Source organism: Kluyvera intermedia (genome assembly GCF_021440345.1).
In the GTDB taxonomy this organism is placed as follows: domain Bacteria; phylum Pseudomonadota; class Gammaproteobacteria; order Enterobacterales; family Enterobacteriaceae; genus Kluyvera; species Kluyvera intermedia_A.
Genome location: NZ_JAKCNS010000044.1, coordinates 24,771 through 50,522, shown reverse-complemented (window position 1 = coordinate 50,522; position 25,752 = coordinate 24,771). Strand labels below are relative to the sequence as shown.

The 25,752-nt window shown below is 53.3% G+C and carries 24 protein-coding genes; 9 read left to right on the top strand and 15 right to left on the bottom strand.

The genetic code is table 11. The features are described 5' to 3' along the window. Positions 1-37 precede the first annotated feature (37 nt). Together dmsD and clcB are read left to right on the top strand one after the other, a co-directional pair. Complete coding sequence (gene dmsD / locus LZ634_RS14185) at positions 38-652, top strand: Tat proofreading chaperone DmsD (RefSeq protein ID WP_234506333.1); 615 nt, start codon at positions 38-40, stop codon at positions 650-652. A gap of 5 nt (positions 653-657) precedes the next feature. After that, positions 658-1,953 carry a voltage-gated ClC-type chloride channel ClcB gene (gene clcB, locus LZ634_RS14180; protein WP_234506330.1) on the top strand — a complete coding sequence of 432 codons (1,296 nt, stop codon included), beginning with the start codon at positions 658-660 and terminating at the stop codon, positions 1,951-1,953. On the opposite strand, the gene bioD is transcribed toward clcB, so the two are convergent. The 3 genes from bioD to LZ634_RS14165 form a co-directional block, all read right to left on the bottom strand. Then, positions 1,906-2,601 carry a dethiobiotin synthase gene (gene bioD / locus LZ634_RS14175; RefSeq protein WP_234506328.1) on the bottom strand — a complete coding sequence of 232 codons (696 nt, stop codon included), beginning with the start codon at positions 2,599-2,601 and terminating at the stop codon, positions 1,906-1,908. The genes clcB and bioD overlap by 48 nt on opposite strands. A 130-nt stretch (positions 2,602-2,731) precedes the next feature. After that, positions 2,732-3,949 carry a sugar metabolism global transcriptional regulator Mlc gene (gene mlc, locus LZ634_RS14170; protein WP_234506324.1) on the bottom strand — a complete coding sequence of 406 codons (1,218 nt, stop codon included), beginning with the start codon at positions 3,947-3,949 and terminating at the stop codon, positions 2,732-2,734. Between the two features lie 110 nt (positions 3,950-4,059). Continuing rightward, positions 4,060-4,977: a LysR family transcriptional regulator gene (locus LZ634_RS14165; RefSeq protein WP_234506321.1), complete on the bottom strand. Its 918-nt coding sequence runs from the start codon at positions 4,975-4,977 to the stop codon at positions 4,060-4,062. Positions 4,978-5,093: 116 nt separating this feature from the next. Between LZ634_RS14165 and LZ634_RS14160 the strand changes: the two genes are divergently transcribed. The 4 genes from LZ634_RS14160 (at position 5,094) to LZ634_RS14145 (ending at position 9,346) form a co-directional block, all read left to right on the top strand. Beyond that, complete coding sequence (locus tag LZ634_RS14160; protein WP_414467743.1) at positions 5,094-6,344, top strand: MFS transporter; 1,251 nt, start codon at positions 5,094-5,096, stop codon at positions 6,342-6,344. Between the two features lie 135 nt (positions 6,345-6,479). Continuing rightward, the gene (locus tag LZ634_RS14155) at positions 6,480-7,676 is read left to right on the top strand and encodes an MFS transporter (protein WP_234506318.1); all 1,197 of its coding nucleotides are present in this window, start codon (positions 6,480-6,482) and stop codon (positions 7,674-7,676) included. A 169-nt stretch (positions 7,677-7,845) separates the two neighbouring features. Next, positions 7,846-8,265, top strand: coding sequence for an acid resistance repetitive basic protein Asr (gene asr / locus LZ634_RS14150; RefSeq protein WP_234506315.1), 420 nt, complete (start codon positions 7,846-7,848; stop codon positions 8,263-8,265). Between the two features lie 256 nt (positions 8,266-8,521). Then, positions 8,522-9,346 carry a trypsin-like serine peptidase gene (locus LZ634_RS14145; RefSeq protein ID WP_234506312.1) on the top strand — a complete coding sequence of 275 codons (825 nt, stop codon included), beginning with the start codon at positions 8,522-8,524 and terminating at the stop codon, positions 9,344-9,346. Here LZ634_RS14145 and LZ634_RS14140 read toward each other — a convergent pair. The 3 genes from LZ634_RS14140 to mdtJ all read right to left on the bottom strand — a co-directional run bounded on the left by LZ634_RS14140 (position 9,343) and on the right by mdtJ (position 12,285). Beyond that, positions 9,343-11,508: a putative bifunctional diguanylate cyclase/phosphodiesterase gene (locus LZ634_RS14140; protein ID WP_234506309.1), complete on the bottom strand. Its 2,166-nt coding sequence runs from the start codon at positions 11,506-11,508 to the stop codon at positions 9,343-9,345. The genes LZ634_RS14145 and LZ634_RS14140 overlap by 4 nt on opposite strands. Before the next feature lie 92 nt (positions 11,509-11,600). Beyond that, on the bottom strand, positions 11,601-11,930 hold the full coding sequence (mdtI, locus tag LZ634_RS14135; protein WP_234506305.1) for a multidrug/spermidine efflux SMR transporter subunit MdtI: 330 nt from the start codon (positions 11,928-11,930) through the stop codon (positions 11,601-11,603). After that, the gene (gene mdtJ / locus LZ634_RS14130) at positions 11,917-12,285 is read right to left on the bottom strand and encodes a multidrug/spermidine efflux SMR transporter subunit MdtJ (protein WP_234506301.1); all 369 of its coding nucleotides are present in this window, start codon (positions 12,283-12,285) and stop codon (positions 11,917-11,919) included. Before mdtJ ends, mdtI begins: the two co-directional genes overlap by 14 nt. A 404-nt stretch (positions 12,286-12,689) precedes the next feature. Between mdtJ and LZ634_RS14125 the strand changes: the two genes are divergently transcribed. Further along, positions 12,690-13,721, top strand: coding sequence for an AI-2E family transporter (locus LZ634_RS14125; RefSeq protein WP_234506299.1), 1,032 nt, complete (start codon positions 12,690-12,692; stop codon positions 13,719-13,721). A 3-nt stretch (positions 13,722-13,724) separates the two neighbouring features. Here the strand turns inward: LZ634_RS14125 and LZ634_RS14120 are convergent, their stop codons facing one another. The 9 genes from LZ634_RS14120 to LZ634_RS14080 all read right to left on the bottom strand — a co-directional run bounded on the left by LZ634_RS14120 (position 13,725) and on the right by LZ634_RS14080 (position 22,527). Beyond that, positions 13,725-13,898, bottom strand: a complete 174-nt coding sequence (locus tag LZ634_RS14120) for a GhoT/OrtT family toxin (protein ID WP_072129045.1) — start codon at positions 13,896-13,898, stop codon at positions 13,725-13,727. Positions 13,899-14,095: 197 nt separating this feature from the next. Further along, a complete protein-coding gene (locus LZ634_RS14115) occupies positions 14,096-14,332 on the bottom strand; it encodes a hypothetical protein (protein ID WP_234506296.1) in 237 nt (78 codons plus the stop codon). A 111-nt stretch (positions 14,333-14,443) separates the two neighbouring features. Continuing rightward, positions 14,444-15,868 carry an aminobutyraldehyde dehydrogenase gene (gene patD, locus LZ634_RS14110; RefSeq protein ID WP_234506293.1) on the bottom strand — a complete coding sequence of 475 codons (1,425 nt, stop codon included), beginning with the start codon at positions 15,866-15,868 and terminating at the stop codon, positions 14,444-14,446. Between the two features lie 14 nt (positions 15,869-15,882). Next, the gene (locus tag LZ634_RS14105) at positions 15,883-16,698 is read right to left on the bottom strand and encodes an ABC transporter permease (protein WP_234506291.1); all 816 of its coding nucleotides are present in this window, start codon (positions 16,696-16,698) and stop codon (positions 15,883-15,885) included. Further along, complete coding sequence (locus LZ634_RS14100; RefSeq protein WP_414467742.1) at positions 16,688-17,617, bottom strand: ABC transporter permease; 930 nt, start codon at positions 17,615-17,617, stop codon at positions 16,688-16,690. Before LZ634_RS14100 ends, LZ634_RS14105 begins: the two co-directional genes overlap by 11 nt. 12 nt (positions 17,618-17,629) lie before the next feature. Beyond that, entirely contained in the window at positions 17,630-18,643 is a 1,014-nt protein-coding gene (locus tag LZ634_RS14095) for an ABC transporter ATP-binding protein (protein WP_234506285.1), read from the bottom strand. Between the two features lie 17 nt (positions 18,644-18,660). Continuing rightward, positions 18,661-19,806 carry a putative ABC transporter substrate-binding protein YdcS gene (gene ydcS, locus LZ634_RS14090; RefSeq protein WP_234506283.1) on the bottom strand — a complete coding sequence of 382 codons (1,146 nt, stop codon included), beginning with the start codon at positions 19,804-19,806 and terminating at the stop codon, positions 18,661-18,663. Between the two features lie 284 nt (positions 19,807-20,090). Then, positions 20,091-21,503, bottom strand: a complete 1,413-nt coding sequence (locus LZ634_RS14085; RefSeq protein ID WP_234506280.1) for a PLP-dependent aminotransferase family protein — start codon at positions 21,501-21,503, stop codon at positions 20,091-20,093. A gap of 88 nt (positions 21,504-21,591) precedes the next feature. Further along, positions 21,592-22,527 (bottom strand): AraC family transcriptional regulator, encoded by a 936-nt coding sequence (locus LZ634_RS14080; RefSeq protein WP_234506275.1) that lies wholly within the window; start codon positions 22,525-22,527, stop codon positions 21,592-21,594. A gap of 110 nt (positions 22,528-22,637) precedes the next feature. Here LZ634_RS14080 and LZ634_RS14075 point away from each other — a divergent pair, with 110 nt between their 5' ends. Together LZ634_RS14075 and LZ634_RS14070 are read left to right on the top strand one after the other, a co-directional pair. Beyond that, complete coding sequence (locus tag LZ634_RS14075; RefSeq protein ID WP_234506272.1) at positions 22,638-24,491, top strand: DUF2264 domain-containing protein; 1,854 nt, start codon at positions 22,638-22,640, stop codon at positions 24,489-24,491. A 4-nt stretch (positions 24,492-24,495) separates the two neighbouring features. Then, the gene (locus LZ634_RS14070; RefSeq protein WP_234506269.1) at positions 24,496-25,746 is read left to right on the top strand and encodes an oligosaccharide MFS transporter; all 1,251 of its coding nucleotides are present in this window, start codon (positions 24,496-24,498) and stop codon (positions 25,744-25,746) included. Positions 25,747-25,752: the final 6 nt, after the last annotated feature.

Below are 25,752 nucleotides of genomic sequence, written 5' to 3'. Positions count from 1 at the left end.
CGGGATACGTCCCGCACGCATTTAAGGAAATGCAGTAATGAATGACGTTCAGCACCACGACGCTTTAGCTTTCTCCGCCCGCGTTCTCGGGGCGCTGTTTTACTTTGCGCCGGATAGTGCGCTTGCTGAGCCACTGGTTGCCGCTTTTAGTGATGGCGAATGGGCCGCACAGTGGCCCTATCCCGTCAACCACCTAGATACGCTGTCCGCCGGGTTCACGGCAAAAAGCAATGAGTCGCGTTCTGAAGCCTGGCAACGGCTGTTCATCGGCCCGTCGGCATTACCTTCACCGCCGTGGGGTTCAGTGTGGTTAGATCGCGAAAACGTATTATTCGGTGAATCCACGCTGGCGCTGCGCCAGTGGATGCGCGACAACCAGATTGCCTTTGATGTGCAACAAAATGAGCCGGAAGACCACTTCGGCACGCTGCTGATGCTGGCCGCCTGGCTGGTCGAAAACGATCGCTATGAAGCCTGCGAGCAACTGCTGGCCTGGCATCTGTTACCGTGGGCCAACCGTTTTATCAGCGAATTTATCGACAAAGCCGAGGACCCGTTCTATACGGCGCTGGGGCAACTCACACAGCAGACGCTGGGGCACTGGCAGTCCCTTCTGCTGATCCCCGTGGCAGATAAAAAGCTGTATCGCTAATTCCAATGCAGCGCCTTCATCACTATCCCGATATCAAGGCGATGCTTCGTCGCCTGTTAATCGCTACCGTCGTCGGCGTTCTGGCGGCGCTAGCCGTCGCCCTGTTCCGTCACGCCATGTACTTTCTCGAATGGTTGTTGTTAAGCAACGACAGCGGCAGTCTGGTCAACGCGGCTGAGGGCCTGGTGTGGTGGCGGCGGTTGATGACTCCGGCTCTCGGCGGGCTTGCCGCCGGCACGTTATTGTGGTGCTGGCAGCGCTACACGCGCCAGCGCCCACATGCGCCCACCGATTACATGGAAGCTCTGGAAAGTGATGAAGGAAAGTTCGACACCGGCTCCAGCCTGGTAAAATCCACCGCTTCGCTACTGGTCGTGGCCAGCGGCAGCGCCATTGGCCGTGAAGGTGCGATGATCCTGCTGGCAGCACTGGCGGCCTCATTTTTTGCTCAGCGTTTTACGCCAAAAGATGAGTGGAAACTGTGGATTGCCTGCGGAGCCGCCGCGGGGATGGCCAGCGCCTATCATGCGCCGCTGGCCGGGAGCCTGTTTATTGCCGAGATACTGTTCGGCACGCTGATGCTCGCCTCGCTCGGGCCGGTAGTGGTTTCGGCGGTTGTCGCCCTGCTAACGACGCAAATGATGAACGGTGGCGCAGAACTGCTGTATCGCGTTGCACCATTACCCACGCTGACCGCCAGCCACTACGTGCTGATGCTCGCTGCTGGGCTGGTCTGCGGCGCCGGCGGGCCAGTGCTGATGTGGCTGATGGACGTCAGCCATCGCGGCTTTCTGTGGCTCAAACTGTCCCCGCCCTGGCAACTGGCGCTTGGCGGATTATTGGTTGGTTTGCTATCGCTGTTGACGCCAGCGGTTTGGGGTAACGGCTATAGCGTAGTGCAAGGCTTTTTGCTCGCACCGCCGGTTTTCACCGTGATTGCCGGGATATTTGTGTGCAAACTGTTGGCCATTCTCGCCAGCAGTGGCTCAGGTGCACCCGGCGGGGTCTTTACCCCAACGCTGTTTATCGGGCTGGCCGTCGGGATTTTGTTCGCCAATGCGTGGGGTTTTGCATTCCCGGGGGATCAGACAACGACGATTCTGCTGGGGATCACCGGAATGGCCACCCTGCTGGCGGCCACCACCCACGCACCGATTATGTCGACGCTGATGATTTGTGAAATGACCGGGCAGTATACGCTGCTGCCCGGTTTGCTGATTGCCTGCGTGATTGCTTCAGTGCTGTCCCGCACCCTACGCCAGGATTCTATCTACCGTCAGCATGTTGCTGAGCATCGTTAAATCAACGTAGTGGCTCAGCTCGCGTTGTTCCGGACGCGGCAGATACGGCAGTTCGCCAATCAACGGTGCCGGGAGTTTCTTACTCAGCACGTCGATAATTTCCGCGTAGTGCGACAGACCTGGATTGATACGATTCGCCACCCAGCCAATCAACGGCAAACCATCGTTGGCAATAGCCTGCGCGGTCAACAGCGCATGGTTGATGCACCCTTCCTGAATCCCCACCACCAACAGCACCGGCAGTTGTTCCTGCACCACCCACTCGGAGAGCGGACGCAGGTCGTTCATCAGGCTACGCCAACCGCCCGTGCCTTCGACCACCACGTTATCAACCTGCTTGCTCAGATTAGCCAGCCCATCGGACAACAGGCTGTAGTTGATAGGGCAACTGTGCGCTACGCTGCTCTCTTCTTCGCTCAACGCAATAGGATTAATGGCCTCGTAAGGCAGCGCCAGCGATGAGACGCTTTGCAGCACCAGCGCATCTTTGTTGCGCAGGCCATCGGCGGTCTCTTTGCTGCCTTTTGCCACCGGCTTGTATCCCGCTACCCGTTTCCCGCTGGCGGCGAGCGCCTGTAATAGCGCACGAGAAACCACCGTCTTACCGACAGAAGTATCAGTCCCAGTAATAAAGAAACGATTAAGCATGACTAACTAACCCCACAGCGACGCCTGTATAAATCAAGGCAATGAATAATTCAACCGGGTGAAAGTTTACGTGATGCACATGTCAGGTGGATTGAGTTAGCGCAATTTTTTGCAAAACCGCAAAAAAATGTTAACCCTGTAACAATCTAATCAGCAATGTTCCGTTATAGAGCGCATCTTTGACCAGTGCGGCGCCGGCCATCGTGCCACGATTAGAGAATTGCGTCTGCTCGACGGAAATATGTTTACTGTATGCCGGGAGGGACTGTTGATGAATACAGTCGCTGATGGCCGGGAAGAGAATGTCAGAAGCCTGATTGAACGGGGAACCGATAAGAATCTTTTGCGGGTTAAACAGATTCACCATGATGGCAAGAATGCGCCCAACGTTGGTCCCGATACTGCCGATAATGTCTTTGGCAAGCAGGTCGCCCTGTACGGCCGCCTGGCATAGCCAATCAACGGTCAGCGGCTTTTGATGCAGCATTGAGCTCATCGATTGTTGCATGCGCACCTGCGTCAACTCCAGCACGCTTTGCACGCTGGCAATGGTTTCCAGGCAGCCATGATTCCCGCAGTAGCAGCGCTTTCCATATGGATCGACCTGAGTATGACCAATCTCCACCAGGCTGCTGCTGCCCGCGTGTAGCAAACGCCCGTCGGTAATCACCCCGGCGCCAACGTTATGGTCAATCACCACCTGGATGACATCCCTGGCCCCGCGAGATGCCCCGAACAGCGCCTCGGCCATCGTCCAGGCGCTAATATCATGCTGGAGATAAACCGGAACGCCAGTATGCGCTTCCAGGGTTGCCCCCAGCGGCACGTCGGTCACTTCGTAAAACGGCATACGGTGAATGATGCCGTTTTCAGTATCAATGATACCGGGAAGCGTAATGGCAATCGCCGTTAAACGCTCCAGGAGATTCTGGTGACGAATGAAAAACTGGTCGATATGGGCAAGGACGCGGCTTAAAAAAGGCACTTCATGCTCAAGCGCCAGCTCAAGCTGCTCTTCAACCACCAGCTTACTGCTCAGATCGCGCAGCGAAAGATGAATATCACCCCGTCCAATACGAACGGAAAGATAGTGCCAGGCTTCGGTTTCCACCATTAACCCAACCGCAGGACGACCACGGCTGCCCACTTCCTGAATTTCCGTCTCCTGAACCAGGTGCGCTTCCAGCAGTTCACGGACAATTTTGGTGATACTGGCCGGAGCCAGCTGCGCGAGTCGTGAGAGATCGATACGGGATACCGGGCCGAGCTGATCAATGAGACGATAAACCGCCCCCGCATTGGTCTGCTTAATTTGATCGATATGGCCTGGCTGACTGTCCGCTACCACCGTAAAACTCCCTTATTTTCGCGCTTCGAAATAAACTTTGGACTATGGTGAAGTACTTCAATGGCCTGCGTCAAATTTTTACTTAGCCTTGTGATTTACTGCACATTTTTTCACACTTTTGGCGTAGAAACGCTCACCTTTGCCGCCGTTAACAGATGCTGCTTAAAACGCTCGGCCGCCTGGCTGAGTTCATGATGTTTTGACCAAACCAGCCACATTTCCGATACCGCATCCTCTTGCGCAATCGGAACCCAGCGCATTTCCTGCAGCTGCACGCGGCGAAATGAAGCGGGCAAAATCGAGACGCCCAGCCCCGACGCCACCAGGCCAATAATCGTCATAGCCTCCCCCACTTCCTGAGTAATGGTTGGCGTCACCCCATAGCGTCGCATCAGGCCAAGAATATCGTCATACAACCCGGTTCCCACGTGCGGGTCAAAGAAGACGAACGGCTGCTGGCCCAGTTCAACCAAGCTCACCGATTCCTGACTGGCCAGCGGATGATCGCGATGGATCATCGCCAGCAGCGGTTCGCGCAAGATCACCTGCCAGTCGAGCGTGTCGGGCAACTGTGTGTTACGCATCAATCCCAGCTCCAGACCGCCTTCGGTCAGCGGCGAGATTTGTTCGCGGGTATTGGTCTCGCGGGTCTGGATATGTACGTCAGGGTAGCGCTGGCGGAAGGTCGATAAAGTATCGGAAACAGCCTTAATAAACGGCGCAGACGACGTAAAGCCGATGCGTAATTCACCCGTTTCGCCATGGTGCAAACGGCTTGCCCGCGCGGCGGCCTCGTTGACCTGCAGCAAAATCTGACGACTGTCGGCAAGAAACTGCCGCCCCGCTTCCGTCAGGCTCACGCTGCGGTTAGTGCGGGCAAAAAGACGGGCGCCCACTTGCTGTTCGAGGATCTGAATCTGCTGGCTTAGCGGCGGCTGCGAGATGTTTAAGCGCGCAGCGGCGCGACCAAAATGCAGCTCCTCAGCAACGGCGACAAAATAGCGCAGATGACGCAACTCGATATTCATACTTTAAAAGTCTTAATTGAGATTATTAATATATTAGACAGAATATTTACGATTTCCTACTCTAATTATGTGACCTATGTCGTTATTACATCTCGTTTTTAAGCAAGGATTTTCCCGTGAGCCGCACAACGACCGCAGACCATACACCCGTTATTGATGTCCGCGATGATGCCCCTTCTCCATCCAACACCTTTATCCGTCGCGGTACGCCGCCGTTTATCCGCGTCACTCTCGCGCTGTTTTCCGCCGGGCTGGCAACCTTTGCCCTGCTGTACTGCGTTCAGCCGATTCTGCCGGTGCTCTCTCACGAATTTAGCGTCTCTCCGGCGCAAAGTAGTATTTCGCTGTCGATTTCGACCGCCATGCTGGCGGTCGGGTTGCTGTTCACCGGCCCGTTGTCCGACGCCATTGGCCGCAAGCAGGTGATGGTCACCGCTTTAGTGCTGGCATCGTGCTGCTCGCTGCTCTCAACCATGATGACCAGCTGGCACGGGATTTTGATTATGCGCGCGCTGATTGGCCTCTCGCTTAGCGGGGTGGCCGCCGTCGGCATGACTTACCTCAGCGAGGAGATCCATCCCAGTTTTGTTGCTTTCTCGATGGGGCTGTACATCAGCGGGAACTCCATCGGCGGCATGAGCGGGCGTTTGCTTACCGGGGTCTTTACCGACTTCTTTGGCTGGCGCGTGGCCCTGGCGGTCATCAGCGCCTTTGCGTTAGGCGCGGCCATTATGTTCTGGCGCATATTGCCGGAGTCCCGTCATTTTCGCCCCAGCTCGCTGAAGCCAAAATCTCTACTGATTAACTTCCGCCTGCATTGGCGCGATCGTGGTCTTCCGCTGCTGTTTGTTGAAGGTTTTTTGTTAATGGGCGCCTTTGTGACGCTGTTTAACTACATTGGCTATCGTTTGATGCTCTCACCGTGGTCGCTGAATCAAGCCGTCGTTGGCCTGCTCTCTGTCGCTTATCTGACCGGGACGTGGAGCTCACCGAAAGCCGGGATGATGACCACTCGCTATGGTCGCGGGCCGGTGATGATCTTCTTTACCGGCATCATGTTGCTGGGTCTGCTGTTAACCCTATTTTCACCGCTGTGGGTTATCTTCCCGGGGATGCTGCTTTTCTCCGCCGGCTTCTTCGCCGCTCACTCGGTTGCCAGCAGTTGGATTGGCCCACGTGCGCGCCGCGCCAGAGGCCAGGCATCATCGCTTTACTTGTTCAGCTATTATCTTGGTTCCAGCATTGCCGGGACGCTGGGCGGTGTATTCTGGCATCAATACGGCTGGAACGGTGTAGGCGGGTTTATCGCTTTACTGTTGGTTGGCGCCCTGCTCACCGGCCTGCTGCTGCATAAACGCTTGCGCTAATCATTAGGGGCGGTTAATGGTTTGCCGCCCATTATTTTTAGTACTTATGTTATTGACATAAAATGCCTTGCCATCTCGCCATACTAGATGGCAATTCCTATAATGAAGCCACTTTTGACTTATCCGTTTAGCGTTATGACTCCCTACACTAGCAATACTCAGCTCAATCTACGCATTATCTCGATAGTCGTTTTCACCTGTATCTGCTACCTCTCTATCGGTCTTCCGCTGGCGGTACTGCCGGGTTTTATTCACTACGATCTCGGCTACAGCACGCTGGTGGCCGGGGCGGTTATCAGCCTGCAATATATCTCCACCCTCGTCAGCCGCCCTCATGCCGGGCGCTATACCGATATCTGGGGGCCGAAAAAGGTCGTCAGTCTGGGGATTATTTGCTGCCTGATGAGCGGTTTATTTACCCTCGCCGCGGCAGCCGTGATTGCCAGTCCGCTAGCGGCGGTCGCGCTATTGCTCATTGGGCGCGTGTTTTTGGGGGTCGGCGAAAGCTTTACGTCAACCGGGTCAACGCTGTGGGGCATTAAAACCGTCGGCGCAATCCACACCTCACGCGTGATTTCGTGGAACGGGGTCGCCACCTACGTCGCTATGGCCGCCGGTGCCCCGCTCGGTGTGCTGCTCAACGGTTGGTTTGGTATCGGCGGTTTTGCGACGCTTATCGTCATCATTGCGCTGATTGGCCTGCTGTTTGCTCGTACCCGCGATGATGTCAGCGTGAGCGCTGGCGTGCGCGCCCCTTTCCACGTAGTGGCGCGCAAAATCTGGCCCTACGGTCTGGGTTTAGGCTTGGGCACCGTCGGCTTTGGCGTCATTGCCACCTTTATTACCCTCTACTTCACCGCTCATGGCTGGCAAGGAGCGGCGTTTACGCTGTCACTGTTTAGCATTGGTTTTATCTGTATTCGCCTTGTCCTCGGCAATACGATTATTCGCTTTGGCGGCATTCGCGTGTCGCTCATTTGTTTTGTGGTCGAATGCCTGGGGCTCTTAATTATCTGGTTCGCACCCAACGCATGGCTGGCGGGCGTAGGCGCGTTTCTTACTGGTTCAGGTTTCTCGCTGGTCTTCCCGGCGCTGGGCGTTGAGGCGGTTAAGCAGGTTGAAGAGCAAAACCAGGGCACGGCGCTCGGCACCTACTCCGCATTTCTCGATCTGGCGTTAGGGATAACCGGGCCGGTGGCGGGCTGGATTGCCGGTTATTACGGACTGGAGAGTATTTACCTGATTGCTTCGGTGGTAGTGGCGATGGCCTTCGTACTTATCCTGCGCGTTTACCTGGCTCAGCGTTCCAGCCAGCCGGCCTGCCGCAGCTAACTCATTATGGGGTAATGAAAATTGCCCCGTACATAGAGTCTACAAATCTCGTACATTACGTTACACGCCGAAACCAATCACTCACGGAAAGCCTAAGCGCTCGAAGGTATAGTTCTTTCAACGGCCCCGCAGTGGGGTTGAATGAAAAAACCAATTCGAGGGTATTAGAATGAAAAAAGTATTAGCTCTGGTTGTTGCCGCTGCTATGGGTCTGTCTTCCGCTGCATTCGCTGCTGACGCAGTTGCAACTCCGGCTCCGGCTGCCACTGCGACCGCTACTCACGCGGCTCCAGCGAAAACCACTCATCACAAAAAACACAAGAAAGCCGCTCCAGCTCAGAAAGCTCAAGCTGCTAAAAAACACAAAAAAGCAGCCGCTAAACCTGCTGTAGAGCAGAAAGCTCAGGCCGCTAAGAAACACAAAAAAGCAGCAACTAAACCTGCTGTAGAGCAGAAAGCTCAGGCTGCTAAGAAACACAAAAAAGCAGCAGCTAAACCTGCTGTAGCTCAGAAAGCTCAGGCTGCTAAAAAACACAAAAAAGCAGTTAAACACGAAGCTGCAAAACCAGCTGCACAGCCAGCTGCATAATTGAAGCGGTAGGATATTCTTGATGATACATCGGCGCTTATATAGCGCCGATTTTTTCCTGGAGAGCAATCATGTTGCGGCGCTATCGTTTCGAGCTCATCCTGGCTTTACTTATCATCTGCGCACTGATCGCAACCCAGTTTTTCTTTTACTGAGCGTAGTTCGCTGATTTTTCTCCCACTTTTCATTCCTCCCGTCTATAGTAGTCTCATTGGGTATTTCTTTTATAATCATAATTGCCCCATCAGAGAGTCATATGCGTACAGCCTTTGTGTGTTGTTTACTGGGATCGTTGTCGGTAACACCTTTTCTTTCACACGCCGATGATGGTGATAGCGGCATCAGCGCCAAAGATATTAAAACCCTGTTCTTTGGTCAGGACGATCGCATTCTGGTGACGAACCCGGCGCAGCCGCCGTGGGATGCCATCGGACAACTGGAAACCGCTAGCGGCAACCTGTGCACCGCCACCTTAATTACCCCCAACCTGGCGCTAACCGCCGGACACTGTCTGCTTGAACCGCCGCGCGGCAAGCAGGACAAAGCCATCGCCCTGCGTTTCGTGTCGCAAAAAGGCAGCTGGCGCTATGAAATTCATGGTATTGAAGGACGCGTCGACCCGTCCCTTGGTAAACGACTGAAACCTGACGGTGACGGCTGGATTGTTCCGGCGTCCGCCGCGCCGTGGGATTTCGGCCTGATAGTATTGCGCTACCCGCCGTCCGGGATCACGCCAATTCCGCTGTTTACCGGCGATAAAACCGAGCTGACCGCCGCCCTGAAGGCCGTTGACCGTAAAGTCACGCAGTCAGGCTATCCGGTCGATCATCTTGAGTCGCTGTACAGCCACCAAAATTGTCTGGTGACCGGGTGGGCACAAGCTTCCGTCCTTTCGCACCAGTGCGATACCCTGCCGGGCGATAGTGGCTCACCGCTGCTGTTGAAAACCGACGCGGGCTGGCAGGTGATTGCGGTACAAAGTTCAGCTCCGGCGGCAAAAGACCGCTGGCGGGCCGATAACCGCGCCATCTCCGTGACCGGTTTTCGCGACAAGCTGGAAGCACTGGCCGCCGGAAACTAACTTTGTCGCTGCTGGTGTCGCAACGCCAGCAGCGATGACAACGGCATCGGCTCGCTGAAGTAAAAGCCCTGTAGTTGGTCGCACCCCGCCAGACGCAACAGCTTCATCTGCTTCTCCGTTTCCACTCCTTCGGCAATCACCGTCATCCCCAGCGCGCTGGCAATACGGATGGTTCCACCCACCAATGCCGCCGCCTGATCGTCATTATCAACCAGCCCGGCCAGCGATTTATCGATCTTGATGGTGTCAAAGTTAAAGCGACGTAGATAGCCAATGCTGGAATACCCGGTGCCAAAATCGTCCAGCGCCACCGCGGTGCCCAGCGCTTTTAGCGCCGTAATAGCCGCCCGCGCGCGTTCCGGTTTTTCCAGCACATAGGTTTCGGTCACTTCCAGTTGCAGCCTCGCCGGTGGGAAGCCTGACGACTTCAGCACGCTGGAGACTTTTTCTTCAAACTCCGGGTCACGAAACTGCGCCGGGGAGATATTCACCGACAATTTTAAATCGTTATGTGCCAGCAGATCCCGACAGGCGCGAGCCAGCACAAATTGCCCCAACGAATAAATCAGTCCACTGGTTTCCGCAATGGTGATAAACGCATCGGGCATCAGTTCCCCTTTCGCCCTGCGCGGCCAGCGTACCAGAGCTTCAACCCCGACCATCGCCTGAGAACGCGCGCAGACAATCGGTTGATACCACACCTCAAACTCATCATGTTCCAGGCCATGACGAATATCGTTTTCAATCGATAACTGGTATTCGCGGACGCTGTTCAGTTCGGCATCGTAGTGGGTAATGCGCCCCTTACCGGTAATTTTGGAGTGGTACATCGCAATATCCGCCTGACGAAACAGCTCAGAGCTGGAGCAGGACTGCAACGTGCCGCTGGCAATACCAATACTGGCGCTGATATGCAGCGTCCGTTCACCAATACGAATCGGCGTATTGAGGTAATCCAACACCCGCACGGCAAATTCGGTGGCGCGAGCCTGGGAATGTTGTCCGCCGACGGTCATCGCAAATTCATCGCCGCCCATACGCGCCAGCATTCCTCCCGAGGGCACCAGCGTTTGCAGCATATCGGCGATATGGATAATCAGAATATCGCCGATATCATGGCCGTAGATGTCGTTAACATCTTTGAACCCGTCAAGGTCGATAAATACCACCGTTTTGAGATCTTTGTCGCCACGCAGGCTGATGCGCTCAAGCTGCTCAATCAACGCCCGGCGGTTGGGTAAATGACTGAGCCAGTCGGTGAGCGCAATTTCACGCGCCTGGCGTTCACCGCGAGCCAGCTTCCATAAACCCAGACTGCTCAACAAAATAAACAGCAGAATCAACCCGGTGGCCAGCAGCACGATTTCACGAATTTGCGGCGATGCCGCATTTGCCGCTTCAACACCCGGCTGGCGCAACTGCCAGTTAAGCCAGCCCACCACCCGATCTCCGGCAGTGCGGATTGGAATGTTGTACTGGTTTTGCGGCGCGTCGGTGAGGGTCAGATTTTCAATCTGAAAGGTATTGCCGAGATTGCGCAGTAGCGTCGGATTGACGTGGCGAGTGATAACCAGATAGCGACGGGTCGCGTCATAAATCTGCAGCCGCCCCGTCATCGGCCGAATAAGCCCTATGCCAATAAACGCAACCCCTTCGCGGGTTCGCGTAATACCGGCGAACATGTTCTTCCCTTCGCCGAGCGACGCCTTATTCCGGTCGATCAGCGCCTGTAGCCCATCGCCAAAAAAGCGCAGGTCCTGCTCGTTAAAAGAATTGCTGTGAAAAGCGCCCCACAGCACGCGGTAATTTTCGTCCAACACGAAAGTGCCGTCGTAAAGATTATTGATTTTGTAACCGGCACCCCAGGTATTGTACAACCAGGTGGTATCCAGCGTCGGAGGGTAAACTTTACGAACGGCATCGTCCCAGATGGCGTTATCGATAACCAGCGACAGCACGCGGTTAATCGATGTCTGAATTGCCCCATCAACGGAAAGTGCAGATCGACGAGCGTCAATGTCGTTGGTTTTAGCGCTAATCAACTGCTGCGAGAGATACAACAATGAGATAATGGAAAAAATCAGGCCGATGCCGGCTAAAAAGATCATCACAAACAGCGTTCTGGCCGTGGCAATATTGCGCCAGCGTGACGGATTTAACATGTATCACCCTCGCATACGCTCGATTAACCCTTTGTTACAAGCGTAATACAGACAGGCGATTTCGCTGCCCGATTTCTCAGGCAGCGATCACATCAGGCGAGTTTAATCAGTACCATTCCGACCAAAAGCAGAGCTACGCCAATCCAGCCCTTATAATTCAGGCGTTGACCGAAGAGGATCCACCCTGCCGCAAGCGTTGCGGCAACCCCAAAACCACCCCAGATAGCGTAAGCCACCGAGAGGTCGATACCTTTTACCGCCTGCGACAGCGCACTAAACGCGGCCAGTACGGCGACCAGCGAAAGAATGCCGTACAGTTTGCGGCGAAAGCCGTCAGAGAACTTCAGGAAAATATTAGCGACAATTTCCAGAACGATGGAACCTGCCAGCCATGCGCCGTGAACCCACTCAAACTGCTGCATGGTCCACCTCGTTATTCATCGGCTTGCTCGGGGATTTACGCGTCCCCGATTTAATCAGCACGATACCGGCAACCAGCGTCGCCAGACCTGCCGTTTTCATCACCGTCAGGCTTTCGTCGAACAGCAAAACGCTGAACAGGGTAATAAGCAAAATACCGATCCCTTCCCACAGCGCATAGGCCACGCCGAGGGCAATCTTTTTTACCGCAAACGAAAGGAAAATATATGACAAGGCGATCATCACAAGCATCAAAATAAAACCGGTGTTTCCATCACTGACGCTTGCCCATTTCATAGACAGCGTACCCGTAATTTCTGCAACAATGGCGAGGGCTAATAAAATCCAATAAAACATGGTGCTTCTCCTGCATGAGAATATAATCCGTCGCAGCTTGCGAGAAACGCAAACTGAAAAAAAATGATTAAAATTTAGCTCAAACGAAGAAGGAGACTAAAGCGCGTTGCGCCAGTGCTGCTCACCATAGAAGGCAGAATAGGAAGGTAATACAGAAGGTTTGGTAGAAAGGTACGTCCTGAACAAATTGTCCATAAAATTACAATTATCCGCGGTATTGCTTCTCATCATTGCGGAGTAAAATTGTCCTCAGTAGTTAAACACAGCTAATTTCTAACACAATTGTCAAAGTATCTCAAAATGTTTTCAAATCTTTACTGATGTTGTTTGATGTGAATGCATTTATTATCAGGCAAATCGCAATTATCATATTCTTTATAGTTTTTCGCTGGAGTTAACCCAACATGTCCAGGCCAATCATCACCCTTAATGGATTAAAAATTGTCATCATGCTGGGCATGCTGGTGATCATTCTTACCGGTATCCGCTTTGCTGCGGAAATTATTGTTCCGTTCGTACTGGCACTATTTATTGCGGTGGTGCTTAATCCGGTGGTGCAGCTGCTGGTGCGCTGGCGGGTGCCTCGGGTTCTGGCAATTTCGCTGCTGATAGCGGTGATCATCATGGCCGCCGTGCTGCTGCTCGCCTCTCTGGGTACTTCGCTCAATGAACTGGCACGCACCCTGCCGCAATATCGTTCCTCGCTGGCGGTGCCGCTGTATAACCTGCAGCCATGGATGCAACGCTTTGGTATCGGCGTTAGCCCCGATGAACTGATTAAGTATATCGATCCCAACGCCGCCATGACGCTGGTTTCCCGGCTGTTAACACAGCTGTCTAACGCCATGTCATCTATCTTTTTACTGCTGCTGACGGTGGTATTTATGCTGCTCGAAGTTCCGCAGCTACCGGCCAAACTTCAGCAAGTAATGACCCGGCCAATTGAAGGCATGGCGGCCATTCAGCGGGCGCTGGACAGCGTGTCGCACTATCTGGTGCTTAAAACGGCAATCAGCGTCGTGACGGGCCTTGTCGCGTGGGGAATGCTGGAACTGCTGGATGTGCGTTTCGCCTTTATTTGGGGATTGCTGGCCTTCGCCCTCAACTATATTCCGAACATCGGCTCGGTGCTGGCGGCGATCCCTCCTATCCTGCAGGTTCTGGTGTTTAGCGGCTTTTACGATGCGCTTATCGTACTTGCGGGGTATCTGGTGATTAACCTGATTTTTGGCAATATTCTCGAGCCTCGGATCATGGGACGCGGCCTCGGCCTTTCGACTCTGGTGGTGTTTTTGTCGCTGATCTTCTGGGGATGGCTGCTTGGCCCGGTCGGCATGCTGCTGTCGGTGCCGTTAACTATTATCGTTAAAATTGCCCTTGAGCAGACCGAAGGCGGAAGAAGCATTGCCATTCTGCTAAGCGATCTGAGCAAGTAGCATTCAGAATAGCGACAGTAACAGCGCAACAGGGAAACTAAACGGCCAGGTTGCGCCAATCAACAGCGCCGCGATTAAGCGGATGGTGGCGCTTTCTTTGGTGAGAAACCAGGTAATAAAAGCACAGATAACGCTCATCACCGCATAAAAGATGAGCATATGTTGGTACAGCGTCACCAATCCAGTCCTTATCATTGATAGTTAAAGCGGCGCAATATGCTACGTTTTTTGACGTACATCAAGTTTTTCGCCGCTTCCGCTCGAGAACATTCAGCACACAGCAACTCATCTCCAGATGAATTATCTGCATGCAAAACGGAATGTAGAATTATGTTATGCCTATAAAGCGGTTAATTCTGTGATTTAGCCAACGCTTAGCGTTTTAACTGGGACGCGGCAAAAATGCTGTCTGTGGAAGGATCGCTGACGTAACGGTTGGGATCGTACTGCGGAATCAGGTTTACTTTTTCTGTGTCCCAGGCTTCGCCCAGACAGGCCGCCGTGGCGCGGTTATTGCCATCACATGCCGCAATGCGGCTTGCCGAAAACCAGGTGCCCACACCTATCGCAGCGGCAATCACGACCGCGGTACAAACAAGACTTTTATTCATCGCTCTGACTATGCTCAGTTTTTCAACGGCGCGGATCCTCGCACGTTGTTTTGAGCATGTCAAAAAAGAGGGGCTGCGCGGTAGGCCTGCCGCCTACCGCGAAGGGGGTAATTAGTGCTTTATCATCACGTGACGGACCACGGTGTAATCCTCCAGCCCGTACACCGACATGTCTTTCCCGTAACCCGACAGCTTCTGTCCGCCGTGCGGCATTTCGCTCACCAACATGAAATGGGTGTTCACCCACGTGCAGCCGTACTGGAGACGGGCGCTCAGCCGATGCGCTCGCCCGACGTCCTGCGTCCATACCGATGACGCCAGGCCGTACTGCGAATCATTGGCCCATGCCAGCACCTGCGCTTCATCGTCGAATACGGTGACGCTAACCACCGGGCCAAAGACTTCACGCTGGACAATATCATCCTCCTGGCGCGCACCTGCCAGCAGCGTCGGCTGGAAATAGTAACCGTTGCCCGCGACTTTCTCTCCCCCGGTCACGACTTTGATGTGCGGCAATGCTTTTGCCCGCGTCACCGCCTCGCTCACCCGCGCCAAATGAGCCTGTGAACTGAGCGGTCCTAGCTCGGTTGATGGATCGTCTGGTGCACCAGGCTGGATACTGGCCACTGCCGCCGCCAATTTTTCGACCAGCTTCTCGTAAATCCCCTTCTGGGCATAGATTCGACAGGCAGCGGTGCAATCCTGTCCGGCGTTATAAAAACCGAAGGTTCTCACCCCTTCGACCACCGCATCAATATCCGCATCATCAAACACAATCACCGGCGCTTTGCCGCCCAGTTCCATATGGGTACGTTTAATCGATGGCGCGGTATGGGCAATAATGTGCTCACCGGTGGCAATCGAACCGGTTAACGACACCATCCGCACGCTGGCATGCCCGGTCAGCGGATCGCCAACGGTTTTGCCTCGGCCAAACAGCACGTTAAGAACACCCGCTGGGAAGATGTCTTTGGCCAGTTCACCCAACGTTAACGCAGTCAACGGGGTGATTTCTGACGGCTTAATCACCACACAATTCCCCGCCGCCAGCGCCGGTGCCAGCTTCCACGCCGCCATCATCAGCGGATAGTTCCACGGCGCAATGGAGGCCACGACGCCTACCGGATCGCGGCGAATCATCGAGGTGTGCCCTTCCAGATATTCTCCCGCCGCCAGCCCATTAAGGCAGCGTGCGGCACCCGCGAAGAAACGAAAAACATCAACGACCGCCGGGATCTCATCGTTTATCACGCAGTGCAGCGGTTTACCGCAGTTAAGCGACTCCAGTTTGGCAAAGATTTCCGCGTGCTCTTCAATCACATCGGCCAGTTTGAGCAGGCATTCTGCACGCTGTTTGGGGGTAGTTTGTCCCCATTGTTCGAACGCACGGTCAGCGGCAATCACCGCCGCATCAACCTGTCCGGCGGAGGCTTCGGCAATTTGCAGCAGGATCTCACCCGTCGCCGGGTTATATACCGGCTGCGATTCGCCTTCACCTGCTACCAGTTCACCATTAATCAGTAACTTATGTTGCATAGCATGATCCTGTTTTATTTAAACGTCGTACTTCCACCGGCGGCGCCTTCGTCTTCGCGAGTCAGCCACCATGCCCCTAAAATCGGTATCATCGTCAGTAACATCACCAGCAGCGCCACGACGTTAGTCACCGGCACATCGCGCGGCCGCCCCAGTTGGTTGAGCAACCACAGCGGCAGCGTGCGCTCGTGCCCGGCGGTGAAGGTGGTAACGATAATTTCATCAAACGACAGCGCAAACGCCAGCATGCCCCCGGCTAGCAGCGCCGAACTCAGATTTGGCAGCACCACGTGACGGAAGGTTTGCCAGCCGTTAGCGCCCAAATCCATCGATGCCTCAACGAGGCTCCACGAAGTACGGCGGAAACGGGCAATCACGTTGTTAAACACCACCACCACGCAAAAAGTGGCATGGCCGATAATAATCGTGACCAGCCCCGGCTCCAGATTGACGGTTTTAAATGCCGTCAGCAGCGCAAGGCCGGTGACAATGCCCGGCAGCGCAATCGGCAACATCAGCAACAGCGACACCGCGCTTTTGCCAAAAAAGTCCCGTCGCCAAAGAGCCGCTGCAGCAAGCGTGCCAAGTATTAAGGCAATGCACGTCGAGAAGGTGGCAATTTTAAGTGACAGTGTCACAGCATCGAAAATATCCCCGCGCCCAGCCGCCTCGCTAAACCAGCGCAGCGTCAACCCCTGAGGGGGAAAACTGAACGCCGCGTCTTCGGTGTTAAAGGCGTAAATCGCGATAATGGCCAGCGGGAAATGCAGGAAGATAACCCCTCCCCAGGCGGCAATTTTGAGGAATAGCGGTGCCCGTTCAGAGTGCATCAAACGCTCCCAGGCGCTTCACGAACGCCAGATAAAGGGCAATAAGAACAATCGGTACCAGGGTAAACGCCGCCGCCATCGGCATATTGCCGATAGCCCCCTGCTGGGAGTAGACCATATTGCCAATGAAGTAGCCCGGCGGCCCCACCAGCTGCGGGACGATAAAATCACCCAGCGTCAGTGAGAAGGTGAAAATTGAACCGGCGGCAATCCCAGGGATAGCCATTGGGATAACTACATGACGGAAGGTCTGGCGTGGTAATGCGCCAAGATCGGCGGAGGCCTGCAACAACGACGCGGGAATACGCTCCAGCGCGGCCTGCACCGGCAGGATCATAAACGGCAGCCAAATATAGACGAACACCAGAAAGCGCCCCAAACCGGATGTCGAAAGCGTATTACCGCCAACGCCCGGCACCGACAGAATGGCGCTCAATACCGACCCCAGCCCCATATGGTTGAGAAACCACTGTGCGACGCCGTCTTTCGCCAGCAGCAACGTCCAGGCGTAGGCTTTAACGATGTAGCTGGCCCACATCGGCAGCATCACCGCCACGTAAAAAAACGCCTTTTGCTTACCGCTGGTATAGCGCGCCATATACCACGCCATCGGGAATGCCAGCAGCGCGCTGGCGAGGGTGACCGCCAGCGCCATCACCAGCGTACGCAGGATAATGTCGTAGTTGGCCGGGTTAAACAGCGCGTACAGATTTGCCAGCGTTAGCGTTGGCGTCACCGACATGGTGAAGTCATCGAAGGTGTAGAACCCCTGCCACAGCAACGTCAACAGGGAACCAAAATAAACGATGCCAAACCACATGAGCGGGCCAAGCAGAAGCAGGAACAGCCCCAGCGTCGGCCGACGCCAGAAGAGGCTCGACAAGCGTTTCAAGCCGCGCGAGGGAGGAACCGGTGTCATGCTCATCTCCATTTACCTCCCTCCGTCCAGCGCAACCATCGCATCACGCGCCCACGATACCAGCACGGTATGACCGACGGATGGGCCATCCGCATTGAGTCCCGCTGAAAAGTTCGCCTGGCTCACCAGCAGCTTGCTGCCGCCGTCGAGCAGTAGCTCATAGCGGGTAGCCGCCCCCTGATACTGCACCGCCTGCACCTGCCCTTTGGCCTGAACTTCTCCGCCCTCATTGAGCCGAATATGCTCCGGGCGCAGCGCCCAACTTCCCACCATGCCGCACAGCGCTTGCGACGTTTCCGGGTCAAAGACATTAGAGGTGCCGACGAAGCTGGCGACAAACGGCGTGCGTGGCCGCAGATAAAGCGCGCGCGGCGTGTCTACCTGCTCGATTCGTCCGTTGTTAAACACCGCCACCCGGTCAGACATCGACAGCGCTTCGCTCTGATCGTGGGTGACGAAAATAAAGGTGATCCCCAGTTCCTGCTGGAGTTTCTTCAGCTCTAACTGCATCTGCTCGCGCAGTTTGAGATCCAGCGCGCCCAGGGGTTCATCGAGCAGCAGCACGCGCGGTTCATTGACCAGCGCGCGGGCAATCGCCACCCGCTGACGCTGGCCGCCGGAAAGCTGCGACGGCTTACGCCCGCCAACAAAACCCAGTGCCACCTTTTCCAGCGCCTGCGCGGCTTTGTTCTGGCGCTCTTTCTTGGCCACGCCTTTAACCATCAGCCCATAAGCGACGTTATCCAGCACCGACATGTGCGGAAACAGCGCGTAGTCCTGAAACACGGTATTGACGTCACGCTCCCACGGCGGCAGTTCACTGGCGTGTTGACCAAAGATAGAAATCGCCCCACCGGAGAGCTGCTCAAAGCCGGCGATCAGCCGCAGGCAGGTGGTTTTGCCGGAGCCTGACGGCCCCAGCATTGAGAAAAACTCACCATCGTGGATGGCAATACTGACGCCATCCACCGCCCGCACGTCACCATAAAGTCGCGAGACGTCATGAAACTCTACTGCATACGTCATGATGGACTCCTGGGTAATTAACGGCCGCCCATAATGGCGATATAGTCCTGCGTCCAGCGGCTATACGGAACATATTTCCCGCCTTCGGCAATTGGCGTTTTCCAGAAGGCAATTTTGTCAAAGAAGCTATAGCCGTTGGTTTCACAGCCTTTATCGCCCAACAGCGCGCTGGCTTTACAGCCTTGGGCCACCACCGGCAGCGAGCCAAACCAGGCCGCCACATCGCCCTGAACCTTCGGCGTCAGTGACCAGTTCATCCACTTATAGGCGCAGACAGGGTGCTTCGCTTCGGCGTGCAGCATGGTGGTGTCCGCCCAGCCGGTAACCCCTTCTTTCGGGAACACGGTGGCAATCGGCTGCCCTTCACCTTTGAGCCCGTTGGCCTGATACGGCCAGGCGCTGGAGGCCACCACGCCTTCATTTTTGAAGTCGCTCATCTGCACGGTGGTGTCATGCCAGTAGCGATGAATAAGCCCGTGCTGGTCGCGCAGAACTTTAAGCACCGCCTGATACTGTTCTTCCGTCAATTGATACGGGTCGCTAATACCCAACTGCGGCTGGGTGGCTTTGACAAACAGCGCGGCATCGGCAATGTAAATCGGGCCATCGTAGGCCTGCACGCGACCCTGGTTGCTTTTGCCATCCGGCAGATTTTGCTTAACGAACACCACGTTCCAGGAGTCCGGCGGCGTTGGGAAGGTTTTGGTGTTGTACATCAGCAGGTTCGGCCCCCACTGATAAGGCGTGCCGTAGACTTTGCCATCGACGTTAAACCAGGCACCTTTGGCCAGTCTTGGGTCGAGGGTTTTCCAGTTTTCAATCAGGGCGGTGTTAATCGGCACCACGCGCTTACCCATAATCAGGCGCAGTGACGCATCACCGGAAGCCGTCACCAGATCGTAACCGCCTTTCGCCATCAGACTAACCATTTCATCCGAGGTAGCGGCCGTTTTAACATTCACCTGGCAGCCAGATTCTTTTTCAAACTGGGTTACCCAATCATATTGCTTGTCGGTCTGGCCGCGTTCGATATATCCCGGCCAGGCAATAATATCCAACCGTCCTTCCCCTTTATTTAGCGAGGTCGGTGGTTCAGCGGCATTGACGCTAGCCACGGTCATAACGAGCGCGCACAGGCTGCTGCGGGCAAATTTCTTGCTCATAAAGTTTTACTCCTGTCACAATGAAATTGAGCGGCAGCCGTGCCGTTAAAAATATCTCCCTGTTTAAAAATAGACGTCACTATGCCAGCCACCTGTGCGGCTTTAAGAAATTTGTACAGGTTGTGACAAAGGGCGCATTACGCAAAAATGCCATGTCGGCAATAGATATTCTGGATTATAGACAAGGAGTTACCGGCCACAGGTCGCTATGCGAATTTCCTATGACCGGAATAAAGACATCCCCGCTTAATGTGATTACACGGAGATAAATGAGGTGTTGGCAATTAACGCATTAACTGACGAATAAGCGTGCCCAGCGTTTCTACCGCCTTATCTTCTCTTTCCCCCCAACCCCAGGCCGTATTAAAGCGGAAAAAAGAGGCCCAGTTATCGGTGGTGGAGAACATTTTGCCCGGCGCAATGCTGATATGGTGCTCCAGCGCTTTGGCGCTTAGCTGGCCGGCATCCATTCCTGCGGGTAATTCTACCCACAGAAAATAACCGTTTTCATTATGATGGATATGCACTTCCGGCGGCAGAGAGCGTAACAGCGACTGCCAGGCGAGCTGTTTACGCTCGGCTAACTGACGGCGCAAACGGCGCAGATGGGCGTCGTAGCGTTTGGTCGCGAGATAATCCACCAGCGCTAGCTGCATCGGTGAACTGGTCGAGAGCGTACTCATCAGCTGTAGATGCTGAATGCGGCGGGCGTGTTTCCCTGCCGCCACCCAGCCGATACGAAATCCCGGCACCAGACACTTCGAAAACGAGCTGCAGTGCAGCGTCATATCGTTTTTATCCCACGCCTTCGCAGGCAGCGGTTTTTCCCGGCCAAAGTAGAGTTCGCTGTACACATCGTCTTCAATCAAGGTGACGTTATATTCGCTGAGAATCGCAATCAACCGGGCTTTCTTCTCCGGCGACAGGGTAAAACCCAGCGGGTTCTGGCTATTAGTCATCAGCCAGCAGGCTTTCACCGGATAGGTTTGCAGCGCCTGCACCAGCGCATCGAGATCGATGCCCTCTTTCACATCGGTCGCCACCGACAGCGCTTTAAGCTTTAACCGCTCCAGCGCCTGTAGCGCGCCATAAAAACAGGGGTTTTCGATGATTACCCAGTCACCCGGTTCGGTAACTGCCTGCAGGCTTAAATTCAGCGCTTCCAGGGCACCTGCGGTGATCACAATCTCATCCGGCGAGATGGTCATCCCCTGCAAGGCGTAGCGGCGGGCGATGGCATGGCGCAGTTCATCGTTGCCCGGCGGCAGGTTTTCAATCACGCTCATCGCGGTCGCGGTTTTACTGACCTGCGCCAGCGAGCGGTTAAGCTGCGGCAGTGGAAACAATTTTGGGTCAGGAAAGGCCGAGGCAAACGGCAGTACCGCCGCGTTGCGGCTGGCCTGCAGGACTTCAAAAATATAGGTATTAATATCAACGGCGTTGTCCGGCATCACCTGCGCCGGTGCAGCTACCGGGCGCGTGACCACCGGACGTGGGGCAACATAATAACCGGACTGCGGACGCGCTACGATGCGCCCCTGGCTTTCCAGCAGCTGGTAGGCGTGGCTCACGGTCATAAAACTCATCCCGCTATTCACCACCTGCTCGCGCAGCGACGGCAGTTTGTCGCCCGGCTGCCACACCCCAAGGGCTATCTGTTCCGTCATCTTCTCAGCGAGGCGCTGGTACTTTTTCATGGTTAATCCCGGTAACTCTAACTTAGCGTCTATATTATATCAGCGTTAAAAAATATGCATTTTTATGTAACTGATATAAGTAAGGGCCTTACTGGTTCTGTCTATTTCTGTAGCGCAGCGGCGCACAACCGAGCAGCTCTTTAAAACAGCGAATAAAATAGGTGGCATGGTTAAAGCCAGCCAACTCAGCAATCTGCGCCACCGACAGTTTAGTATTTTCCAGCAAGTCACAAGCATACTTCACCCGCCGAATCAGTAAATATTCCTGAATTGTCCCTCCTGTCTCCTTACGAAATACCCGCGACGCATAGCTTTGTGAGATGTCCAGATTTTCGGCAATATCTTTGAGCGTCAGACGGGTGCGAAAATCCCGTTCAATCAGACGCATGATTTTCGACGATATCTTACCGGTCGCAGCGGTTCTGACATACGCGTCCTCAGAAAAAAGTTGAAATAAATTAAGGACTAGCACTGCCATTACCTCAACCTTATTTGAGACTGAACGGTATTTCACCTCGTACAAATCCAACATCCTACGAATATAGTCCTGAGATTGTCCGAGATCATAAACAAATGCCTTGGAATCAGTCGCTGAAATATTCTCAAGAACAACTCTAAACTCATTAAAAGCATTAAAGTATGAGGTCAACACGCTGGCATCAATGTGCAAAATATTACGTTTATAGATATTTGACTGGCTGCTTTCAACCGTCACCTTGTGCAATTTACCCTGCGGAAAAATAAAAATCCTTCCGGGCCGGAGCGTGTACTGTTGATTATCTACCACTACAATCCCCACCCCTGCCTCAATATATAAAACCTCAAGGCACTGGTGCCAATGATAATAGTCAACGCTCTTCCCTTCCACACGACGAAACTCCGCGTAGAGATCGTCAAACTCAATCCGATCGAGCAATAATTCTGGTGTCATAATGGCGATGTCAAGATAGTTCAATTTTGATTCAGAATAATTCAAATTCGCGCAGAATAAAGCCTGTTTTTTCTGAACTGCGAGTTTACTCATCTATTTTTGTGATCTTCATAACGAATCCTCGCCTCGAACACCAATAAATTACGTCCCATCGAAGTATGCTTTGAAACGTTATTCCACTTAATATAAAAGAGATTTACCCTATGAAATTTCAACCGTTTTCACCACAACCGTTGACCACCAGAGAGGATGTTGAAAATGATTTCAACGCAATTCTCTCTGCCGCCTGGTCGCTGCATAACGGAGAGGAAACCGGTATTTTGTCTGGCGACGTTATTCCCCTTTACGGTAAAGAAACGGCGGCCATGGAAACATTCAGCCGTCTGCTGTGGGGCGTATTTTCTCAGCTCGCCTGCCCGGAGAGTCGGCTAACCGATCCCGCACTGTTTTTTCGGGTCATCGCGAATGGCACTCATCCGCAGCACGCTAACTACTGGGGCGAACCGGGTGATTTCGACCAGCGTTGCGTAGAAATGGCCGTTTACGGTGCCGGGCTGGCACTGGCAGGAGAGCAATTCAAAGCGCATTTATCAGCCGACGAGTTTGCCCATTTGGTGTGTTGGTTGAGAAAGATCCATCACGTCAAACTGCCGCTGAACAACTGGTCGTTTTTCCCGATTATGGTAGAAACAGGTCTATGTCTGGTAGGTGAAACCTGGCAGCCGGACATCATTGCCCACCACTTCGAACTGCTCGATAGTTATTACCTGGGTGACGGTTGGTACAGCGATGGCAAAGGTCGGCCGCGTGACTATTATAACGCCATGGCATTGCACTTTTATGGTCTGGTTTACGCCCGCCTGATGGCCGACCATGACCCGCAACGCTGTCAAATTTTACGTGACCGCGCCACCCTGTTTGCCCGCGATTTTATCCATATGTTTGCCGAAGATGGCAGCGCAATTCCGTTTGGCCGCAGTCTGACCTACCGCTTTGCACAATCTGCCTTCTGGAGTGCCGTCGCTTTTGCCGAACTACCGGTGTTTCCAACTGGCGTCATAAAGGGGTTAGTCCTGCGTAACCTCAACTGGTGGCGGCAACAGGGATACCTGGACCCTCGTGGCATAATGAACGTGGGTTATACCTATGATAATCCTGGTATTGCAGAAGACTATAATGCACCTGGATCATCTTACTGGGCATGCAAATCGTATCTAATCCTGGCCCTGAGTGAACAGAGCAATTTCTGGCAAAGCAAAGCATGTGAACTCCCTGCAACCTCGCCATTACGGACATATTCCCACGCAGGACAAATTGTTCACTACGACGCTTATAATCAGCATCGATATCTACTCAATGCAGGGCAGTTGCCAGCGAAAAACTATAACAATAGCGAAAGTAAATACGCCAAATTTGCCTACTCATCACTGCTCGGGTTTAATCTTGAACGTAGTCGTTACGGGATTGAAATGAACGCTTGTGATTCAATGCTGCTTTTCTCCGAGCAGGACGGTTATTTCCGAGGGCGCCGAACCAACCTGCACGAGGAAATAAGCGATAGTGGTATTCACTGCTATTGGCAACCTCTGAACGGCATTACCGTTCACAGTTGGCTAGTGCCTTTAAAAACGGGCCATTTTCGCCTGCACCTGATTAATACTAACCGAATAATTGACACTGTAGAGGGAGGATTTCCTATTCCGGTATTAACCACTGCCATTGGTTCACCGGGGCAGAAAACCCACTGCATTATTAATCAGCAGGAAAACCTTTTTAGCTGGATTAAAGATATCTCGCCGGAAATACCCCGTAAAAGTGAAGTCGTCATATCCCCTCCGGCCAGCAATATTATTTATCCTTGCAGCAGCGGCATTGTCACATTACAGCGTACACTTGAACCAGGCCAGCATCTCTTTGCCTGCCTGGTACAAGCTGGACGCGGTATGCCTGCTGAAATAAATACAACATTCACATTTAACCCGCAACACCCGTACTTCACCATTACGGATGAAGGAATATCCCGAAATATTTCACTCATGTTTATTTCTGAAAGGTAAAAATATGTACGCTGCTAATAGAGTTGATTATATAAAAATAAGCACATTTATGTTTCTCTACTTCGTTGTCTGGACCATGAGCTTTAGCCTGTATGCTATCTGGTTGGGGCAACATGCTGCGCTATCTAGCGCAGCAATCGGCGCCGTGTTTGCAATCAACGGTGCCTTTGCGGTGGTACTCAAACCCTTCTATGGCTATATCACCGATAAGCTGGGGATGAAAAAGCACCTGCTTTACTTTGTCGCTATTATGTCAGCACTTCTGATGCCCTTTTTCGTTTACATCTATCATCCACTACTGATTTCATCCTTCCCGATTGGCGTGGTGGTTGGCGCAATTTATTTAAGCCTCGCTTGGTATGCAGGGGTCGCTGTCTCAGAATCTTACTGCGATCGTTTTGGTCGTCTTAAAGGCTTCGAATTTGGCCGGATTCGCATGTGGGGTTCTTGCGGCGCAGCCGTTACCGCCTCTTTCGCTGGCGTATTGTTCAATATTTCACCGGTAATTAACTTCACTATCAGCAGCATCGTTTCATTAATTATGCTCGCCGTACTGATGAGTATAAAAATACCTGAAACAGACAACGCAGAAAATGCCGTAGTACCAGCAAAGAAAATCAATATTGCCGACGTTCGGGAGTTGATTATGCAGGGGGAATTCTGGCGTTTTTGCTTCTATGTTGCCGGTATCGTGTGGTTTATGCACATCGCCGAACAACAGTTCCCACGCTACTTTGTTTCATTTTTCCACGGCGATAAAGCCGGCAACTCCTGGTATGGTTATTTAAGCACCGTGCAGGCCATCGTTGAATTTATCTCCATGTTAACCGTGCCATGGATCGTGAACAAACTGGGGGCACGTAAGACCTTAATCATCGCTGGGCTTTTAATCGGTACTCGTCTATTAATTTCCGGTTTTGCAACTAGTCCACTTATGATTGCCTTTATCAAACCATTCTATGGATTGGAGAACTCGTTGCTGCTAATTTCTGTTTTCAAATATATTGCAGTAAATTTTGATAAAAAAGTAAACTCCACCATGTACCTAATTGGCTACCAGTGTTTTATTTATATCGGGACAATCTTCGTTTCCGCACCGGTTGGCTATCTGTATGACCGTATTGGTTTTGGTCATTCTTACTTTATTATGGGCGCGATTATTATCGTCTTCTCACTAATGTCGATATTCGTTCTATCCAGAGACGATAAACAAATATCGTACCCTAAATCCATATCCAATCGTTCACTTAGCTAATTAATG

Excerpts from the sequence above, each read along its gene's own strand:
- dmsD (WP_234506333.1), top strand. The coding sequence starts at position 38 with ATGAATGACGTTCAGCACCACGACGCTTTAGCTTTCTCCGCCCGCGTT.
- clcB (WP_234506330.1), top strand. The coding sequence starts at position 658 with ATGCAGCGCCTTCATCACTATCCCGATATCAAGGCGATGCTTCGTCGC.
- bioD (WP_234506328.1), bottom strand. The coding sequence starts at position 2,601 with ATGCTTAATCGTTTCTTTATTACTGGGACTGATACTTCTGTCGGTAAG.
- LZ634_RS14165 (WP_234506321.1), bottom strand. The coding sequence starts at position 4,977 with ATGAATATCGAGTTGCGTCATCTGCGCTATTTTGTCGCCGTTGCTGAG.
- LZ634_RS14155 (WP_234506318.1), top strand. The coding sequence starts at position 6,480 with ATGACTCCCTACACTAGCAATACTCAGCTCAATCTACGCATTATCTCG.
- asr (WP_234506315.1), top strand. The coding sequence starts at position 7,846 with ATGAAAAAAGTATTAGCTCTGGTTGTTGCCGCTGCTATGGGTCTGTCT.
- LZ634_RS14145 (WP_234506312.1), top strand. The coding sequence starts at position 8,522 with ATGCGTACAGCCTTTGTGTGTTGTTTACTGGGATCGTTGTCGGTAACA.
- LZ634_RS14140 (WP_234506309.1), bottom strand. The coding sequence starts at position 11,508 with ATGTTAAATCCGTCACGCTGGCGCAATATTGCCACGGCCAGAACGCTG.
- mdtI (WP_234506305.1), bottom strand. The coding sequence starts at position 11,930 with ATGCAGCAGTTTGAGTGGGTTCACGGCGCATGGCTGGCAGGTTCCATC.
- mdtJ (WP_234506301.1), bottom strand. The coding sequence starts at position 12,285 with ATGTTTTATTGGATTTTATTAGCCCTCGCCATTGTTGCAGAAATTACG.
- LZ634_RS14125 (WP_234506299.1), top strand. The coding sequence starts at position 12,690 with ATGTCCAGGCCAATCATCACCCTTAATGGATTAAAAATTGTCATCATG.
- LZ634_RS14115 (WP_234506296.1), bottom strand. The coding sequence starts at position 14,332 with ATGAATAAAAGTCTTGTTTGTACCGCGGTCGTGATTGCCGCTGCGATA.
- patD (WP_234506293.1), bottom strand. The coding sequence starts at position 15,868 with ATGCAACATAAGTTACTGATTAATGGTGAACTGGTAGCAGGTGAAGGC.
- LZ634_RS14105 (WP_234506291.1), bottom strand. The coding sequence starts at position 16,698 with ATGCACTCTGAACGGGCACCGCTATTCCTCAAAATTGCCGCCTGGGGA.
- LZ634_RS14100 (WP_414467742.1), bottom strand. The coding sequence starts at position 17,617 with ATGACACCGGTTCCTCCCTCGCGCGGCTTGAAACGCTTGTCGAGCCTC.
- LZ634_RS14095 (WP_234506285.1), bottom strand. The coding sequence starts at position 18,643 with ATGACGTATGCAGTAGAGTTTCATGACGTCTCGCGACTTTATGGTGAC.
- ydcS (WP_234506283.1), bottom strand. The coding sequence starts at position 19,806 with ATGAGCAAGAAATTTGCCCGCAGCAGCCTGTGCGCGCTCGTTATGACC.
- LZ634_RS14085 (WP_234506280.1), bottom strand. The coding sequence starts at position 21,503 with ATGAAAAAGTACCAGCGCCTCGCTGAGAAGATGACGGAACAGATAGCC.
- LZ634_RS14080 (WP_234506275.1), bottom strand. The coding sequence starts at position 22,527 with ATGAGTAAACTCGCAGTTCAGAAAAAACAGGCTTTATTCTGCGCGAAT.
- LZ634_RS14075 (WP_234506272.1), top strand. The coding sequence starts at position 22,638 with ATGAAATTTCAACCGTTTTCACCACAACCGTTGACCACCAGAGAGGAT.
- LZ634_RS14070 (WP_234506269.1), top strand. The coding sequence starts at position 24,496 with ATGTACGCTGCTAATAGAGTTGATTATATAAAAATAAGCACATTTATG.